Origin of the sequence: Aquirhabdus sp. (assembly GCF_046462495.1) — a bacterium.
In the GTDB taxonomy this organism is placed as follows: Bacteria; Pseudomonadota; Gammaproteobacteria; order Pseudomonadales; family Moraxellaceae; genus Aquirhabdus.
Map to the genome: position 1 here is coordinate 1 of NZ_JBKGVE010000012.1, position 17,698 is coordinate 17,698.

15 protein-coding genes are annotated in these 17,698 nt (G+C 46.5%); 8 read left to right on the plus strand and 7 right to left on the minus strand.

The annotated features are described in order from the left end of the window. The first annotated feature begins 436 nt into the window (after positions 1–436). Together mrcB and ACLHG7_RS14435 are read left to right on the plus strand one after the other, a co-directional pair. Positions 437–2,947 (plus strand): penicillin-binding protein 1B, encoded by a 2,511-nt coding sequence (gene mrcB / locus ACLHG7_RS14430; RefSeq protein WP_410211696.1) that lies wholly within the window; start codon positions 437–439, stop codon positions 2,945–2,947. Positions 2,948–2,961: 14 nt separating this feature from the next. Then, on the plus strand, positions 2,962–3,561 hold the full coding sequence (locus ACLHG7_RS14435; RefSeq protein WP_410211697.1) for a hypothetical protein: 600 nt from the start codon (positions 2,962–2,964) through the stop codon (positions 3,559–3,561). Between the two features lie 4 nt (positions 3,562–3,565). On the opposite strand, the gene ACLHG7_RS14440 is transcribed toward ACLHG7_RS14435, so the two are convergent. From ACLHG7_RS14440 to rluD, 4 genes are all read right to left on the minus strand, one after another. After that, on the minus strand, positions 3,566–4,513 hold the full coding sequence (locus ACLHG7_RS14440) for a Nudix family hydrolase (protein WP_410211698.1): 948 nt from the start codon (positions 4,511–4,513) through the stop codon (positions 3,566–3,568). A gap of 18 nt (positions 4,514–4,531) precedes the next feature. Beyond that, a complete protein-coding gene (locus tag ACLHG7_RS14445; protein ID WP_410212036.1) occupies positions 4,532–5,095 on the minus strand; it encodes a flavodoxin family protein in 564 nt (187 codons plus the stop codon). A 133-nt stretch (positions 5,096–5,228) separates the two neighbouring features. Continuing rightward, complete coding sequence (gene pgeF / locus ACLHG7_RS14450) at positions 5,229–5,993, minus strand: peptidoglycan editing factor PgeF (RefSeq protein WP_410211699.1); 765 nt, start codon at positions 5,991–5,993, stop codon at positions 5,229–5,231. Positions 5,994–6,078: 85 nt separating this feature from the next. Beyond that, the gene (rluD, locus tag ACLHG7_RS14455) at positions 6,079–7,215 is read right to left on the minus strand and encodes a 23S rRNA pseudouridine(1911/1915/1917) synthase RluD (protein WP_410212037.1); all 1,137 of its coding nucleotides are present in this window, start codon (positions 7,213–7,215) and stop codon (positions 6,079–6,081) included. Positions 7,216–7,338: 123 nt separating this feature from the next. On the opposite strand from rluD, the gene ACLHG7_RS14460 reads away from it, so the two are divergent. Beyond that, positions 7,339–8,469, plus strand: a complete 1,131-nt coding sequence (locus ACLHG7_RS14460) for an outer membrane protein assembly factor BamD (protein ID WP_410211700.1) — start codon at positions 7,339–7,341, stop codon at positions 8,467–8,469. A 68-nt stretch (positions 8,470–8,537) separates the two neighbouring features. Continuing rightward, complete coding sequence (locus ACLHG7_RS14465) at positions 8,538–10,496, plus strand: DNA primase (RefSeq protein WP_410211701.1); 1,959 nt, start codon at positions 8,538–8,540, stop codon at positions 10,494–10,496. Between the two features lie 9 nt (positions 10,497–10,505). Here the strand turns inward: ACLHG7_RS14465 and gstA are convergent, their stop codons facing one another. Beyond that, positions 10,506–11,111 carry a glutathione transferase GstA gene (gstA, locus tag ACLHG7_RS14470; protein ID WP_410211702.1) on the minus strand — a complete coding sequence of 202 codons (606 nt, stop codon included), beginning with the start codon at positions 11,109–11,111 and terminating at the stop codon, positions 10,506–10,508. A 110-nt stretch (positions 11,112–11,221) separates the two neighbouring features. On the opposite strand from gstA, the gene ACLHG7_RS14475 reads away from it, so the two are divergent. Continuing rightward, on the plus strand, positions 11,222–11,563 hold the full coding sequence (locus ACLHG7_RS14475) for a winged helix-turn-helix transcriptional regulator (RefSeq protein ID WP_410211703.1): 342 nt from the start codon (positions 11,222–11,224) through the stop codon (positions 11,561–11,563). Further along, on the plus strand, positions 11,560–11,820 hold the full coding sequence (locus ACLHG7_RS14480; protein ID WP_410211704.1) for a hypothetical protein: 261 nt from the start codon (positions 11,560–11,562) through the stop codon (positions 11,818–11,820). The genes ACLHG7_RS14475 and ACLHG7_RS14480 overlap by 4 nt, the downstream gene beginning before the upstream one ends. A 16-nt stretch (positions 11,821–11,836) precedes the next feature. Here ACLHG7_RS14480 and gloA read toward each other — a convergent pair whose 3' ends face one another. Beyond that, positions 11,837–12,220, minus strand: a complete 384-nt coding sequence (gloA, locus tag ACLHG7_RS14485) for a lactoylglutathione lyase (protein ID WP_410211705.1) — start codon at positions 12,218–12,220, stop codon at positions 11,837–11,839. A 17-nt stretch (positions 12,221–12,237) separates the two neighbouring features. Continuing rightward, positions 12,238–13,512, minus strand: coding sequence for an AmpG family muropeptide MFS transporter (locus ACLHG7_RS14490; protein WP_410211706.1), 1,275 nt, complete (start codon positions 13,510–13,512; stop codon positions 12,238–12,240). 176 nt (positions 13,513–13,688) lie between these two features. Between ACLHG7_RS14490 and ACLHG7_RS14495 the strand changes: the two genes are divergently transcribed. Next, positions 13,689–14,357 carry a hypothetical protein gene (locus tag ACLHG7_RS14495; RefSeq protein ID WP_410211707.1) on the plus strand — a complete coding sequence of 223 codons (669 nt, stop codon included), beginning with the start codon at positions 13,689–13,691 and terminating at the stop codon, positions 14,355–14,357. Between the two features lie 638 nt (positions 14,358–14,995). Further along, on the plus strand, positions 14,996–17,653 hold the full coding sequence (locus tag ACLHG7_RS14500; protein WP_410212038.1) for a Lon protease family protein: 2,658 nt from the start codon (positions 14,996–14,998) through the stop codon (positions 17,651–17,653). The last annotated feature ends 45 nt before the right edge of the window (positions 17,654–17,698 follow it).

Consider the following 17,698-nt stretch of genomic DNA (forward strand, 5'->3'; position numbering starts at 1 on the left):
CTCCCTAAAACACTTAAGCTACTGTTTTACTTACTTATTTCTAAGCCAGTCACCGTCGCTGTGGGGTGCATTCTATACATTCCACATCAACTGTCAAACCCTTTCTTCTCTTATTTAATCAAGTGGTCAGTTTGTAGGCGATATTTGGCGGTTTATGCCATTTTTGAACAAAACTTACCCAAATTCCTAATCTTTAATATACGCCCTTTATTTCATGACTGTTCACCTATACGACGAATAACACTCTTTCCCTGTACTGAACTTAAAGTATCCCACGTATCTTCTACCTCAATATCTTATAAAGTGCGAGACATTCAGCACTTTTCACTAAAGTTCCACGCAGCCATCACTGATTCTTCACGAAGAAACCATTGCATCCCGCAATCTACTGTCGCATCATTTAAAAAGTTTTCTTAATTAAGTACGGCGTATTATCTTGTCTGCTCCTAATCTTTCTAAAAATTCTTCTCAGTTAGTACGTCGCATCATGCGTCATGGCACTGGAATGCCAAGCCAAAATAATGGATTTGTCATTATCGGACTTGTTATCCTTGTCGTTATCGCAGTTGTCTTAATCGGGCTCGGCATTTACGTTGCCCGACTTGATAGTGTGGTTAGAACCAAATTTGAAGGTCAACGCTGGGAAATTCCTGCGAAAGTTTATGCCCGTCCTCTAGAACTCTATGTGGGCGCAACTGTCGATAAGAAAGGCATAAAAGACGAACTTGAACTCCTGGGTTATAAAAGCAGTGATAGCTATCAGACATCTGGCACCTATACCGACTCTGCAAATACCTTATTTATTCATACCCGCGGCTTTAACTTTGGGACATCCAAAGAACCCGAGCAAGTTCTCAAAGTTCAATTCACAACAACATCAGCGAATAATGGCATTGCAGATATTCAAAGTACCCAGCCCAACACCACGGGTGTTGCACGTTTAGAGCCCGTTTTAATTGGGGGTATCTATCCGCGCATTAATGAAGACCGTGTACTAATCAAACTGAGTGAAACGCCACAATCTCTTGTTGATGCGCTGATTGCGACTGAAGATCGCTCATTCTATCAGCATCATGGCGTATCGATTCGTGGGCTGGGACGTGCCTTGTTATCCAATGCAACGGGCGGAGCTCGTCAGGGTGGATCAACACTCACTCAACAGTTGGTGAAAAACTTCTATCTCACCAGTGAACGTACTTTAAAGCGCAAAGCAACAGAAGCCGTAATGGCTCTGCTCCTTGAATCACATTACTCAAAGAATGAAATTTTAGAAACTTATTTAAACGAGATTAATCTCGGCCAAAACGGCAACCGCTCTATTAATGGTTTCGGCTTAGCCTCACAGTTTTATTTTGGCCAACCGATTCAAGAGTTGAAGCTGAATCAAGTCGCCCTGCTCGTCGGTCTAGTTAAAGGACCAAGCGAATACAATCCTTGGCGTCATCCTGAAGCTTCGCTCGCACGTCGAAATGTCGTTCTGCAAAATATGCTGGACCAAGGCAAAATTACTCAAGAACAGTATCAAGCTGCACACGATATGCCCCTAGGCATCGTGGAGAAGCCAACAGCAGGACAAAGCTTATATCCAGACTTTTTAGATATGGTTCGTCGCCAACTGCGTCTGGAATATCAAGAGACCGATCTAACCAGTGATGGCTTGCAGATTTTTACGACGCTAGATCCTCGCGTACAAAATGCAGCAGATGCCGCATTTGCAGAAACTTTGAATAAAATCGTGAAATCCAACCCTAAACGATTAACAGGATTACAAGGTGCTGTCCTTGTTGGGAATCCACAAAACGGCGAAATTTTAGCAGTCGTTGGTGGTTCAGGCTTATTTACTGGATATAACCGTGCTTTAGATGCCCGCAGACAAGTCGGATCACTATTTAAGCCTGCGGTTTATCTCACAGCACTAGCCTCAGGTCGATATAACCTTGCCTCACTCGTAGATGATGGTCCTGTGAATATCACTGGTGCTGGCATGTCCAATTGGCAACCGAAAAACTATGATCTACAAGATCATGGCGTTGTCTCTCTCACCGATGCATTAGCCCATTCTTATAATCAGGCCACTGTTAACTTAGGTATGCAATTAGGTGTTCCACAAGTTGTTGGAACCTTAAAAGATTTAGGCATCAACGCCACATTACCCACCTACCCTTCAGTGTTGCTCGGTGCAGCAAATCTTGCTCCGCTTGATATCCTGAATATGTATGGCACGATTGCCTCTGATGGGTTTCAACATCCACCTCGAGCCATTATTTCCGTCATAAAAGCCACGGGTGAACCACTACAACGGTATGGCTTGTCTATGCGTCAAAGTGTAGATCCTGCACCGACATATTTACTGAACTATGCAATGCAACAAGTCGTAAAATCAGGGACTGCACAAGCTGCTAACCGTACACTGTCTCCAGCGCTCAATCTCGCGGGTAAAACGGGTACAACCAATGACTTGCGTGACTCTTGGTTTGCGGGTTATAGCGGTAACTATGTGTCTGTGGTCTGGGTTGGTCAGGACGATAACCGCCCAACTGGATTGAGCGGTGCATCAGGTGCTTTACCCATTTGGATTAACCTCATGAGTCGCCTGAAACTAACACCGGTTGAGCTTGCTCAACCAGATGGCGTTGTTTGGCAGTGGGTAGATGCTGCGAGTGGTCAAGTATCAGCAGAGGGTTGCCCTGGTGCAACGTATATTCCGATGCTCCGCACCACGCTCCCTTCTCAAATCTCTCCGTGTGGACAAGAGAAGATTGATCAATTGCAACAATCACAAAATAATACGGACATGTATAGCACACCAGTCATGCCTAGCAACAACGGCGCCCAAAATACAACGGCTGCACCTACTGCATCGACACCAGTAACGCCATCCGCTCCAGCTCCACGTACACCACCGCGTCAAACTTCGGCTATTGATCGCGCGATGGAAAGTTTCTAATGATGAGAATAGATATGAATCAGGTTATGGATAAAGTACAGCCGATGAAATTGAGAACCGAAAAGCTGATCATTATGGGTTTGGTTTTAGGCCTAGTCGGCTGCCAATCTGCACCACCAGTCGTGGTTCCACCTAAAGTTCATCCTCCAAAGCCTCAGATTCAAAAGCCGAAGCCACCAAGCCCAACAACCGCTCAGCCTGAATTCGGATACCCACCGCTTCAGTCGCAGACCTTACCGAGTACGCCTCTACCTCCCGCACCTGCGCAGCCTCAGGTTGCCCTCCGTGATGGTCATGATATTCCGTTAGTACAAAGTCTGATGACGCAAGGCCAGCAGCAATTACAGCTGGGCCAATTGGATAATGCTGAAGAAACTTTCGATCGCGTGCAGCGCATTGCTCCGCAATTCTCGAGTGTCTACGCACGATTAAGTGAAGTGGCTTTAAAAAAGAAAGATGGTGCAACAGCTGAAGGAATGGCGCGTCGCGGGCTCGTTCTCGCTAAATCGCCTCAACAAAAAAGTGGCTTCTGGCAACTCATTGCTTTGGCTGGTGCCTTGCAAAATAAACCGGATGTGGTGAATGAAGCGAAGGGGCATTTGCAGGGGCAGTAGCTTTTTAAATAAACCTCACACCCGCTACACCAAAACCACCCAGCCCTTTGACTTGATCAATGTCACTGGGTTGCATGCCCCCTAGCGCATAAACGGGTATATCACTCAAACTAGCTAACCTTGCAAAGCCATCCCATCCCAGAACGTCACCGTTAGGATGGGTTGGTGTCGGTAAAACCGCACCAACCATGATCGCATCAACACCCAACTTCTGAGCATGGACAACCGAAGCCTCATCGTGACAAGCCGCGAACCAGAACTCTCGTTCAGAACGACGCTCTAGATGATTTTTCGCCAATAAAGCGGTTTGGGTAAGGTGACGACCAACGATAAATTCATTTAAGGCTTCTGGTGCATCCCATACTGCAATCAGATTCAAATCAGGACGCAGCATAGAAAGGCGCTGGACTGTCATAGCATAAAGTTCTGAGGAAACAGTGGGTAATCGTACATACACCCAAGCGTCCGTTTCTTTCTCAATGGCAATCTCAGCTAGCCAAGGCGCAATGGCGACTTCGCTCGGCTCATAAAGATCAGATGTAATCGAATAGCGGGTTGGTAACTGAGCAGCACGCACAATTGGACGATTCGCATCGGGGAAATTGAGCTCAAACAAGGCATCTAAATCCACCCAAGTCAGTGGCTGCCCTTCTCGCCCGATCGGCTCTCCAGTAAAAGACTCAATACGGTAGACATGCAGACAAACCGTCTTTTCGGGATATCTATACGTGAGGCGCTGAACAAATTGAGGATCATGAATATCAATGCCAAGCTCTTCATGCAGCTCACGCGTCAGTGCTGTGGTTACTAACTCTCCAGCTTCGACTTTGCCCCCAGGAAACTCGAAACGCCCACCTTGATGCTGATGCAGAGCGCGCTTAGCCAGCAGTGCCTGTCCATTTTTAACAATCAAACCGACAGCAACATCGACAACTTTATTAGAAGAACTCATATTTAAATCTTTGATCCATCAATTAAAACGATGCATAAGCTGTGCAAGATGCTGACCAAACCAGCGCGCCGTCGCCATATCGCCATCGGGTGGTGTTTGGGCAACAGGTAAATTATCAGACTGGGTCATCAAACCTAAGAAACTGGCTAAGCGATTTAGGTCGTTTGGCGCATGTCCTTGTGACATCAGCGGCAGACCACTCCATAGCATGCCATGCTGCATGGCAAACAGATTAATTTGCTGGAGCACTGATAATTTGTCTCCACTCAGCCCGCCAGAGTTGGCAAACCCTGCAGCAAGCTTACCGGACCATGCTCGGGCCATCCAACGACTCGAGGTCGCATCCATAAATAGCTTAAATTGACCTGTCACACTCCCCATATAGGTCGGGGAACCAAAAACCAGTAGATCCGCTTGGTCCAAAAGTTCCCATTTATAGTGGTCCATATGCTCAACCGATACGAGAGAGGCATCCACATCGGCGACTTCATTAGCACCATCGACAATGGCTTGAGCCACGCGTGCGGTATGACCATAGGCGCTGTGATACACGACACAAAGTCGCTTTACTCGTTGGGCAATTGCAGGATTAGACTGTAAAGGCTGTGTAGACAAAGTAAAATTTCCAGTAATTCTGACCAATATAATGCGTGATATCTATCAACGCATCTTACCCCATACGAGGCTAAACTACAGTTTTATCAATCATCATGCATTATGGTCGAATCATGACCACTGTGGCCATACGTCCAGTTTGCTGATCACGACGGTATGAAAAAAACTGGTCTTGATTCAGCACCGTGCAATGTTCACCACCGCTGACACGCTCGATACCCAATCCCATTAAACGTAAACGTGCCAATTGATAGAGATCCGCTTTGTCCTTACCATTGGGTAACGCCGTAAATGCGTCAGCACTGGCAGGGTCATCCTGAACAAACTGATCTCGAACTTCGGGACCGACCTCAAAGGACTCAGCACCAATCGCAGCACCTAGCCATGCATAAACCGGTGGTTCTTTCATGGCGTGCGCAGCCGCTTCAATGACGCCAGAAAGCAGACCACGCCAGCCCGCGTGCGAGCATGCAACTTCACGACCATCCGCACTAGACAACACTACTGGTAAACAGTCGGCCGTCATGATGACACAACCAACACCGATCTGATCCGTGACCACGGCATCAGCAGTTGGCACTTGAATCTGCACGTCGGCAGTCGCTCGATAAACTTCAGTGCCATGAACTTGATTGAGCCACACCAAACGTTCACAACCGTAAGGAGCAAGCTGCTGAAGTAGCGCCATACGATTGGCTTGTACCGTCGCTGGGTCATCACCAACATGCAGTGCAAGATTAAACGTGTCAAAGGGTGCAAGGCTATGACCTGCTCCATGACGTAACGTCTGACCTGCCAAAACTGAGGGCGGTAATCCCGTTGCGGCTAGCCAATTTAGGGAGCTCTCTTGTAAATCAATACTCAAAATCATCTCCAACGATATTCGCCCAGTGATCTATTTTAGAATAGGCCCCTTAAACTGATATGACAGCAATCAAGCCCATTAAAACCTAGCGGAACTGACTCAGATCAGGTTGTGCCTCACGGCGCAACATTTTGACTAAATGGGTAAAGTCATCAGGCCAAGGCGCTTCAAAGTGCATTTCTTCGCCAGTTACCGGATGAATCAAACCCAACTCGCGTGCATGCAGTGCTTGACGTTTAAACCCTTGCAAGGTTTGAATCAGGTCAGCGCTAATGCCTCTTGGCAAACGCGCACGACCACCATAAGTCGCATCGCCAACCAATGGAAAACCGATATGAGCCATATGTACACGAATTTGATGTGTGCGACCTGTTTCTAATTGAACCCGAAGCAAACTGTGCGAACCAAAACGTTCAGTCACGCGATAATGTGTCACAGATGGACGTCCGCCATGCTGCACACTCATTTTCAAACGATCGACAGAGTGACGACGGATAGGTTCATCAATCGTCCCCCCCGCGATCACATGCCCCACGGCTACGGCGTCATAAATCCTAAACACCGATTTCTCAGCCAGTTGCTGTGACAAGCTATGCTGTGCAACCAATGTTTTGGCAATAACCAATAGACCGCTAGTTTCTTTGTCAATCCGATGAACCAATCCCGCCCGTGGAAGTTCGGCTAAGCGTGAGTCATGGTGCAATAAACCATTGACTAGTGTCCCAGACCAATTCCCGACACCGGGATGAACGACAAGTCCTGCTGGCTTATTCAAAACAATGATCTGATCATCTTCAAACACAATATTCAGCGGAATATCTTCGGGCAAGCTACGTGTTTGCGCTTCCAGTTTTACATCAAGGGTGATGGTCTCTCCACCCAAAGCACGGGATTTCGGTTTAACAACTTTCCCATCAAAAGTGAGCTGACCACCCAGCATCCACTCTTTTAACTTTTCACGCGAGTATTCTGAAAATAAAGAAGCAGCAGCCTGATCAAAGCGTAAACCGGCTAAACTTTCATCAATAACTGCTGTTTTCTCAATATGTGTAGCGGGATGTGCCTGTAAGCCAAAATCATCCGGCAACTGCTCATTTGGGGTATCTATGGCATCGTCATCGATCAGACTTTCAAGATCATCCTCAGGCGCAGCTTCATCTTCAGACCATCCATCAATGGCGTCTAAATCGGTTATCGAATCTTTCTCTGGGTTTTCGCTCATTGTTTGCGTCGTCATCTGTAGGCTTTGTGTGTTGGTCATGGATTTTATCATTTGCGAAACAGCGCAAAAATGCTTTAATACCCGGCATTGTAGCCCAGATGGGCATGTTTCTCAGGAGTTTTTATGTCGCTGCCGCGTTTGACGGGTCTTGTAGTGCCAGTTGTACTGTCAGGATCGTTATTGCTGTCCGCTTGTAGCAGCTTATTCAGCAAAGATGCAGATCGGAAAAAAGACGCTGGTCCCACCCAAACTGAACAGGGTTATTATCAATCCGCTCAACGGTATTTAGGAGACGCACGCTTTAGTGATGCGACCAAAGACCTTGAAGCCCTTGAAACGTATTACCCAGTCGGCGCCTATACCGAACAAAGTCAACTTGATTTGATGTATGCACGTTTCCGTAATAGCGATTACCCCGGTGCAATCACCGCTGCGGATCGTTTTATCAAACTGTATCCACAAAACCCGCAAGTCGACTATGCGTATTATCTGCGTGGTGTTGCCAATATGGAAACTGGCTCTGACGTTTTACTCCGTTATACCAACCTGAATTCAGCACATCGTGATACGGGCTACCTGCGCGCGGCATACGACAACTTCCGTGACTTAGTCACCAAGTTCCCGCAAAGTGGCTATGCACCTGATGCTGCACAGCGTATGCGCTTTATCACCAATCAATTCGCCGAAGGTGAAATGAACGTTGCTCGCTATAATGTGAAACGTAAAGCCTATGTCGCTGCGGTTCAACGCGCACGCTGGGTTGTAGAGTATTACCAAGAAACCCCTCAAGTACCTGAAGCACTAGCGACTCTGGTTTATAGCTATCAACAACTCGGTATGAATGACCTTGCAAATCAATATTTAGATTTGCTAAAAACAAACTACCCAAAACTGGTTCATGGCGACACAGTGAATCTGGCTGAAGCACGCGGTGAAGCGTCTTGGGTCAATAAAATGACTTTAGGGATATTGGGTAAACCGGCTGCCACCATTATCCCCAATGGACCTACCGATCAACCGGCAAAAGCACCGATCCCAAGTAGTGATGTCAATGCCCCAGCCCAGCCGACGACCTTACAGAAAACTGGACAAGTGCTCAGTAAAGTTGGGCATGGCGTAACGCGTTGGTTCGGCACACTCTTCTCAGGTGGGGATAACAGCGAAATGGGGGAAAGCAATAACGCGCCAGCGTCTAGAGCAACCTCACCATCTCAAATTTCTTCTGCGTCACCTGCAGCCGCAACCAAGCCATAACTAAGCTTGGCATGTTATCATCCTCCATCAGCGATGTTCGATATCGCATCTGATGGAGGTTGTTTGACATGAGTATTCCACGCGCAATTGTCGATCAAATTATTGATCGTACAGACTTGGTCGAACTCATTCACAGCCACGTTCCGCTCAAAAAATCTGGCAAAAGCTATACCGCTTGCTGCCCTTTCCATCAAGAAAGTACCCCATCATTTCACGTTCACCGTGACAAAGGCTATTACCATTGCTTTGGTTGTAACGCCAATGGCAACGCCATAAGTTTTCTCATGAACTATGAGAACCGAGACTTTATCGATGTCCTCAAAGATCTTGCGCAACGTGCTGGCGTAGAACTGCCTGAACGGAATCCTCAAGCAGTACGTGAAGCAAAGGCTCGCTTGAGCTATACACGGCAAGCAACACCCGTCGCACAGAAAAAACCGACCGAAATCAAATCATCCACTCAGTTGACTACCCCAGTGACGTCAAACTCTGAAGCGCCTGCTGCGGACTTTTCCGGGCTAGATGAGGATTCCTACTTAAACTCGGCACCGAGTAGTGATGATAGTCTCGATTATTATGAGTATGATTTTCCACTCCAGCCCCTAGCACCCGATGAGCCTTTAGAAGCAACTCTCTATGATTTGGTTGAGCAAGTTGCACAGTTCTACGAACAACAACTGACACAAAATCCACCCGCACGCGCTTATTTTGATCGTCGTGGTTTAGATGATGCAGCGATTCAATCTTGGCGCCTAGGCTATGCGCCCGATCACGCCAATCATCTCGCACAGCGTTTTCCTCATGATATTGAAGGTCTCAAGAAACTTGGACTCATCCGGACCACCGAACAGGGTCGTGACTACGTGCTGTTACGTGACCGTGTCATCTTTCCTATCCGTGACCCTAAAGGGCGTGTGGTGGGCTTTGGTGGACGTGCTATGCGCGATGACATCAAGCCTAAATATATCAACTCGCCTGAATCTGAGATTTTTTATAAAAACCAAATTCTGTATGGTCTCTATGAGAGCCGTAAAGCGCGGGCTGAAGAGTGGTTGATTGTTGAAGGCTATATGGATGTTATTGCGCTGCATCAGGCAGGACTACCGGGTGCTGTTGCTGCTCTGGGAACGGCAACCAACGTCGATCATCTACTCACCTTATTTAAGCAAAATCCACGCGTGACTTTAGCTTTTGACGGCGACAATGCGGGTCAACGTGCAGCTTGGCGGACCTTAGAACTATCATTGCCCGTACTCGATGATGGTCGAGAACTACGTTTCCTCGTGTTGCCACAAGATCACGACCCCGACTCTCTGGTACGAATCGAAGGTGCCGCTGGCTTAAAGCGCCGAATTCAAAATGCTCCTCCATTATCCGACTTTCTCTACGAAACTCTTGCCGTACAGCACAATCTGGCCCATCCCGAAGGCAAAAGCCGTCTCATGCGTGACGCGCAGGAGATGATTAATCTCTTACCGCAAAATGGCAGTTATCGCAGGTTACTCTTCCAATCCTTGCGTGAGCGTCTAGGTCTGGGATGGAAAGGTAAGACCGCACAGCTGGTACAGCACTCTCTCAATTTTGAGCAGCATTCGTTAGAAGAACAAGCCTTACTTCTTCTACTGCATTATCCAATGCAAGCAGAAGCATTAGAAGAGCTGCACGAACTTGCTGATATCAACCAGCCTCTTGGTCGTGCCTTACGACTCATTGCACAATTCCGCACCGACTTACCCGATGATGCTGAACAAGCACTGTACTTTCTGCTGGGTGCATGGCCGGACGATCGTGAACGCTCATGGTTATGTCACTTGCTGGATCGCGTCAATATCCAAAGCCTAAATGCTGAACCCGTCCATTTAGAAGGTCTTTGTCAGGAACTAGCATTACAACTATGCGAACAATATCTGAATCGCCGCTTGCGTATGACCTCTTCACTCAGCGATGCGAAAAAAATTAATGATCGCCTGATGGAAGTCCGCCATAAATTACACTTCCGAGAAAGACCGTTAGAAATGGGTGGATAACGCTGTCGCTTAAACAAGCGCCTCTGCTTGCAAAGCCGCAACAACGGATGGACGGCGCTGAATACGATCACAATATTTCACGATGGAAATCCACGGGCTTAAATCGATTGCAAAAAACTTGACCCAGCGCAACACCGTAAATAAATACGCATCTGCGATACTAAAAGAGCCCCCCAGCAGATAATCATGCTCCGCCAAAGTCTGTTCAATGAAATCAAAGCGTTTATAAAGCTTAGTTTTAAAAATATCTTTCACGTCCTCAGGAATATCACGGTTAAACAGTGGACTCATTCCAGAATGAATTTCACTGCTGATAAAACTTAACCACTCCTGTAATCTCACCCGTTCCCACGTCCCATTGAGTGGAGCTAGAGTCGCCTCAGGTTTTAAGTCTGCCAGATATTGCACAATAGCCGTGCCTTCCGTGAGTACTTGCCCATTATCTAACTGCAATGCTGCCACATAGCCTTTAGGATTGATCTGCCAGAAATCCTCCCCCGTAGCGGTGATCTTCGTTTTGTTATTTACCTTGATTAACTCAAAAGGAAGTCCTAATTCACGCAAAACAATGTGCGGTGATAAAGAACAGGTCTCTGGTGCAAAATACAACTTCATCACTACACTCTTATTCCATAAATGAAAAATGAGTGTAGATAGAGCAGTTACTATTGTAAAGAAGGCAGTTTTTTGTTATCTAGCTACATAAAATATACTTAAGAACCACTATGAAAGAAAACATATCAGGCTGCTCTGTTGAAGCGGCAATGTCTTTACTCGGAGGACGCTGGCGACTGCTTATCGTCTCTTATCTGTTAGATGGTCCTAAGCGATTCAATGCGTTACGTCGAGATATTCCGAATATTTCTCAGCGCATGTTGACACTGGATTTGCGTGCGCTAGAAGAAGCAAGACTGATCGAACGCACGATCTACCCAGAAGTTCCCGTTAGAGTTGAATATTGCTTGACCTTAGATGGGCAACGATTACAAAAAATCGTTGCGGTGATGAAGGAGTTTGGGCTCTGGTTGAAAGAGCAACCCTTTTTTGAAAAGAGCAAAAATGCATGAAGCTCTATCAAGAAATCATGATTTGGAAACGTCTAAATCAAAAATCTGCTGCTCGATATACTTGTCTTCACGATCTCAAAAACAAGAAATATATCGTGCAAAGTAGAGATTGCTTCCATCTTCCTTTTGATAAAGCTCAAGCAGACTATCATGAGAGACAATTTATTGAATTATTTATAGAAGAATCAACATCCGAAAGTGAGTGGTTTGATTCACTAGAAGACGCTATCAATGCTCATGACGAGGATTTTCAATAGCGTCTTATTTCTAAAATTATGCTCGCTCTATCAACTCAATCTTATAGCCATCGGGATCTTCAACGAAGGCGATCACAGTCGTACCATGCTTCATCGGTCCGGCTTCACGGACGACTCGTCCGCCACGGGATTTAATCTCCGTACAGGCGGCATAAGCATCGGGGACAGCAAGGGCAATGTGACCATAACCTGTGCCCAAGTCATAGCTCGCAGTATCCCAGTTATGCGTCAGCTCCAATACGGTATTGGCATCTTCATCACCATAGCCAATAAATGCCAATGTAAAGCGACCCTCAGGGTAGGCCTGTTGACGCAATAAACGCATACCGAGCACTTCGGTATAGAACGCAAGCGACCGTTCTAGATTACCGACTCGCAGCATTACATGTAACATTCTCATTTTACACTCTCACTTATTTAATCTTGCAAAACTTTCTTTTCATACCATGGTGCAACCCAAGGCAGCATTAGCATGCCGGGAATGGCGAGCAGCGTACATAGCCAAAAGAAATTGGTGTAGCCGCCCATAAAATCAATCATATAACCCGCATAGCTACTCACAACCGTACGTGGTAAGGAAGCCAGTGTTGATAATAGTGCCAGTTGAAATGCGGTATAGGCGGGATTTGTACTTTTAGCAATAAAAGCAACAAAAGCAGCAGTTCCCAGCCCAACTGCAAAGGCCTCAGTACCGACAACTGAGCCCAGTGCGATTAAGCTCTGCCCTGTTTGCATCGAAAGCCATGCAAATAATGGGATGACTGCCATTTGCGCGAAACCAAAGATCCATATTGCTCGATTGATAGAAAGTTTAAGCATGGCAAAACCACCTACGAAACCACCGATCAATCCGCCCCACAGCACAGCAACTTTAGCCACTGAGCCAATTTGCGTTTTGGTATAACCCATATCGAGATAAAACTTTGTTGCGAGTGAGGTCGCTAGCGCATCGCCCAACTTATACAGAAAAATGAAGACAATTAAAGCAACCCCTGCTTTCACACCTTTACGTGAGAAGAACTCCTGCAACGGCTCAATAAAAGCCCCTACCAATGTGCGAGGAGGCGCTTGTCTTAACTCAGGCTCATGCACAAAAATCGCCAAAAGCGTACAGGGCAACATAAACAAAGCCACGATCAAAAAGACCATATCCCATGGCAACTGATCGGCAAGAATCAACGCCAGACCCCCAGGAACCAAACCGGCAAGTTTGTAAGCATTGACATAGACCGTATTCCCTAAGCCGAGCTCACGATCAGGCAAAATTTCCCGGCGATATGCATCAATCACGATGTCCAAGGATGCACTTAAAAAACTAATAAAAATACCCAATCCACTGATCAGTGCAAGTTGACTATCAGGATGTAACGTCCCTAAGGTTCCTAATGCGATGACCAACAGTAACGGCAAAATAACCAACCACGTTCTACGACGACCAAACTGCCTGAATTGAAAAAAGTCTAAAAAAGGTGCCCATAACGGTTTAAACACATACGGCAGTTGCAGCAGCGTCAGTAAACCTATGGTTTTAATATTCAGATGATAAGCATCAGCCCATGCCGGAATCAGATTCAAAAAAACAAATAAGGGCAAACCTGACGAAAAACCAATCACAATACAAATTAAAATTCTTTTCCAAAAACCAGACTGCGGTGACTCGGTACTGGACAATGTTGGTTCGGTCATGGACATAATAAAATCGCTGGCTGCTTTATCTGTATAGAATGATTGTGGAAAATTAAGCAATAGCGCTTAATACCCATAAACTTTAGATCACAAGAGTAGCTGTATCACGATATTTTTGCCAGAATACTCGCACTTAAGTTTGTACTAATGCTTTTTGAAACCCATGTTTTTGGAGTAGCCCCATGCCGGTTAATGCACTTGCAACCCGAGCCCTACTCTCCTGCCGTCAAGCGGTTATGGCCAGCCAATCCGCCAGTGTGCCAGGCTTTCCATTTACCACAGTCATCCCAGTCAGCATTACGCCGAGCGGTCAGATCATCGCGCTCTTAAATGAAAATGCCCAACACACCAGAAATGTCATGATCGACCCACGCATTTCCATGTTGATGCATGATGACATTGAGGAAAACTGGCAAGCGGCGACTCGACTTTCGGTTTTGGGTTATTTACGCCCACTGCAAATGTCAGGCGCAGAATTAGAAACCACGCGACATTCATTTTATCTGCTCCATCCTGAGCTGAAAGACTTTGATCAAACCCTTGATTTTCATTTTTGGGTACTGGAACCTGTTCGCTTTCGGCTGATCTCTGGTATTGAGCGCGTGAATTGGATTGATGCGGTTAAACCAGACCTTTTTGAACTTATGCCGCAGCAACGCGAGGCATTAAATGTGATCTTGGCCAAATATGGTCAGCAGTCCTATGTCATCCAAGCTTGTCGCTACGGCATGCAGATTTTTGAGCAAGGTCGTGTACGCTTCTTAGCACTCAAGGAGCCCGTAGAGTATATGTCTGAGCTCATTGAACAGATGAATGCGGGACAATTTGACGATCCGGCATTGACGGAATAAACGATAAGTTTGATGTGGTTTACTCCACCGGTTAAGCAGACACCCTCTTTGATTTAGCATGACTTCATTCGGGAATAGCTGGAAGATTTATTCCACATCCCAATGAATCTGCTACACTGATTCATTGCCGAATCTGTACAGTAAATATTTTTTGAATGAGCCAAATATTGCCAACTTTAGAACACCCGACACCTGATCCACTTGTGACTGAATCAACCGTTTCCAAACCAAATGATACAAAACCTGCTGTAAGAAGAGCATCCATAACTATTGATGCCCCTACACATCACATCATTGACAACACACTATTAAATGCATCATCGAATACACTTGAAACTGGCGCACAAACTGCCACAATACAAAATATATCCGAAATACCAGAACCAATGACGACGGAACTCGCTATGGAAAGTCAAAGCAACAGCAGTAAAAACTTAGACACCTTAAACAACAATAGCGAAAAGACTTCAGAACGCCATGAAACCCATGATGACCTGAAGCATCTGTTGGATGAAATCGCACGCACCAAGCTGCCAACACCAAAACCACAACGTGCCAAACAAGTTCTAGATTCTGTAGAAGCCAAAGTCGCGGACTCTAAATTAGAAGTCACCACAAAAACCAATCCAGCGAAACCAATGCCGATTTTAACACCCAGAAACACTCTGACGAATAAAGCCGTACTGCCTAAAAGTGGTTTCTTGACGCCCGATCAGCTCATGCGTGAGCCAAATTTATCAAGTCTTCCACCCAGCACACGCCGTATCAAACCACTCAATGATTTCTTGGGTCAGCATCGTGCACGGGCTGCAGTAGAAACTGCCTTATCCTTACCGTTTGATGGCTATAATATTTTTGCAGTCGGCACCAGTGGCCTTGGCAAGCGCACCATGCTCAAACGCATGCTTGCCGTTCAAGCCGCTCAGATGCCAACGCCAAGCGACTGGGTCTATGTCAATAATTTTATCAATCCTCGCCAACCCATTGCACTGGAGCTGCCGCCCGGCGATGCACCCAAGCTCAAAAAGCATATGCATCAGTTGTGGAGCACCTTGTTTGATCATTTAGAGAAATCATTTGCAGCGGATAGCTATCACACTCGAATCGAAACGATTCGACAAAGTGCAGGTAATGCACAACAGCAAGCCCTGCAAGCGTTGACTCAAGAAGGTGAAGCCTTAGCACTGAAGCTTGTTTCTCGTAATGAGCAGCACCGTTTTGTGCCGGTGAAAACCTTAGAAGCTGAAAATAGTGGCCTCAGCAAAGAACTTGATGAAAATGAACTGGCGGCACTGGCTCCTGCTGAACGCGCAAAGATCAATCAAAACGTCCGTCAGATGGACAAAAAACTCCATCGTCTCGGTGCCCGTCTAGGACGCATCGAAGAACAAACACGTCACCAAGTTGCACGTCTAAATGCGCAGCTAGCCAGCGATATTGTCATTCCGCGCGTCACTCAAGTGGGACAGCGCTTTGAACACGTCAATGGCATCACGGAATATCTAAAAGACTATGCGACTGACATCATCGAGCATGTCGAGTTGATTCTCGAGCAAGAAGAAGATGACTTCTTGCCAGGTGTATTTGATCGTGTCCCACCTCGCTATCAAGTCAACGTGGTCGTCACCCACAAACCGAATTCGGGTGCTCCTGTTATCTTTGAAGATTTGCCAACCCATTACAACCTATTGGGTCATGTCGAACAGCTCACCCAAATGGGGACCATTACCACTGACTTCACATTGATTCGTCCCGGTGCGCTGCATCGTGCAAATGGTGGCTTCTTGATGCTTGAGGCCGATCAACTCCTTGAACAACCTTATGCATGGCAAGGACTAAAACGCGCGCTTCGTTCGGGTCAACTGAAACTCTCTTCACTTGAGCACATGCTGACTCTGACAGGAAGCATTTCATTGGAGCCCGATGCGCTGCCGCTATCGGTAAAAGTGATTTTGCTGGGTGAACCCTATATCTATTATGAATTGCTTGAGTTTGAACCTGAGCTCAATGCGTTATTTAAAATTCGTGCGGATTTTACCAATACACTCAATCGTACCGATGAAAACGAAGAAGCCTATGTCCGCTTAATTGCCGATTATGTGAATAAAGATAAACTGTTACCCTTTGATCGCTCAGCATTAGCGTCACTGCTCACAGACTCTAGCCGTCAGGCAGAAGATCAATCATCCCTATCACTCCATGCCGCAACCTTGGGTGATTTGCTTCGCGAGGCCAGCACGCTGGCTATTGAGCATGGTGATCGTCAAGTCACTGCCAAGCATATTGATGCCACGTTGCAAGCACGTCTATACCGTCTTGGACATCTCCGTGAGCTGTACTGGGAAGACTTATCCCGTGGTACGCAGTTGATCGAGACTGAAGGGCTTAGAATCGGACAAATCAATGCATTGACCGTGGTGCATTATGCAGACAGCGAATTTGGCTTACCTGCACGTTTAACCGCGACCGTCTATCAAGGCGGTGGTGAGATCCTCGATATTGAGCGCAGTGTCGAACTGGGCGGAGCGCTTCATGCCAAAGGGATCTTGATCATGTCGAGCTTCCTGCGTGCACACTTCGGACGCACACAACCCCTCCACTTCTCTGCCGCACTGGCTTTCGAACAAAGCTATGGTGAAATTGATGGTGATAGCGCGACACTCGCTGAGCTTTGTGCCCTGATTTCATCAATCAGCCAGATTCCCATCGATCAATCTTGGGCGATCACCGGTTCAATGAATCAACTCGGTGTGGTGCAACCCATCGGCGGAATTAACCCCAAGATTGAAGGCTTTTTTGATGCTTGCCAATTACAAGGCTTGAATGGTCAACAAGGCGTGATCCTGCCTGTCCAGAACGTACAGCATCTGATGCTCCGTCAAGACGTTATTGATGCCGTTGCGGCGGGTAAGTTCCATATCAATGCCGTACGTACTGTTGAAGAGGCGCTCTCCATTCTCATGAAGCGTCCTGCTGGTGTGATGGATGATAAAGGACGTTATGGTAAAGAAACGATCTTTGGTGAGGTAATGCGTCAATTAAAATTATGGCAACGCCTTGAAGACGGTGACAATAAAGGAAAAGCCAAAAAAGACGCAGAAACCGAAAACAAAAAAGAGGATAAGTCCAAAAAAACGGATCCGCAGACCAAAGATACAGACAACAGTAAAACTGTGGAAAAAGATAAATCGAAGGCAAAGAAAAAGCCTGAGAAACTCACTCCAGAAAAACTTAAGAAAAAACAGCCTGAAGCTGATCATGACATTGAACCCACCATTGAATGGGCGGGTGGCTAAAACCATATCGCTTTAAGCCCAAAAAAGCCGATACCTTGATTTCAA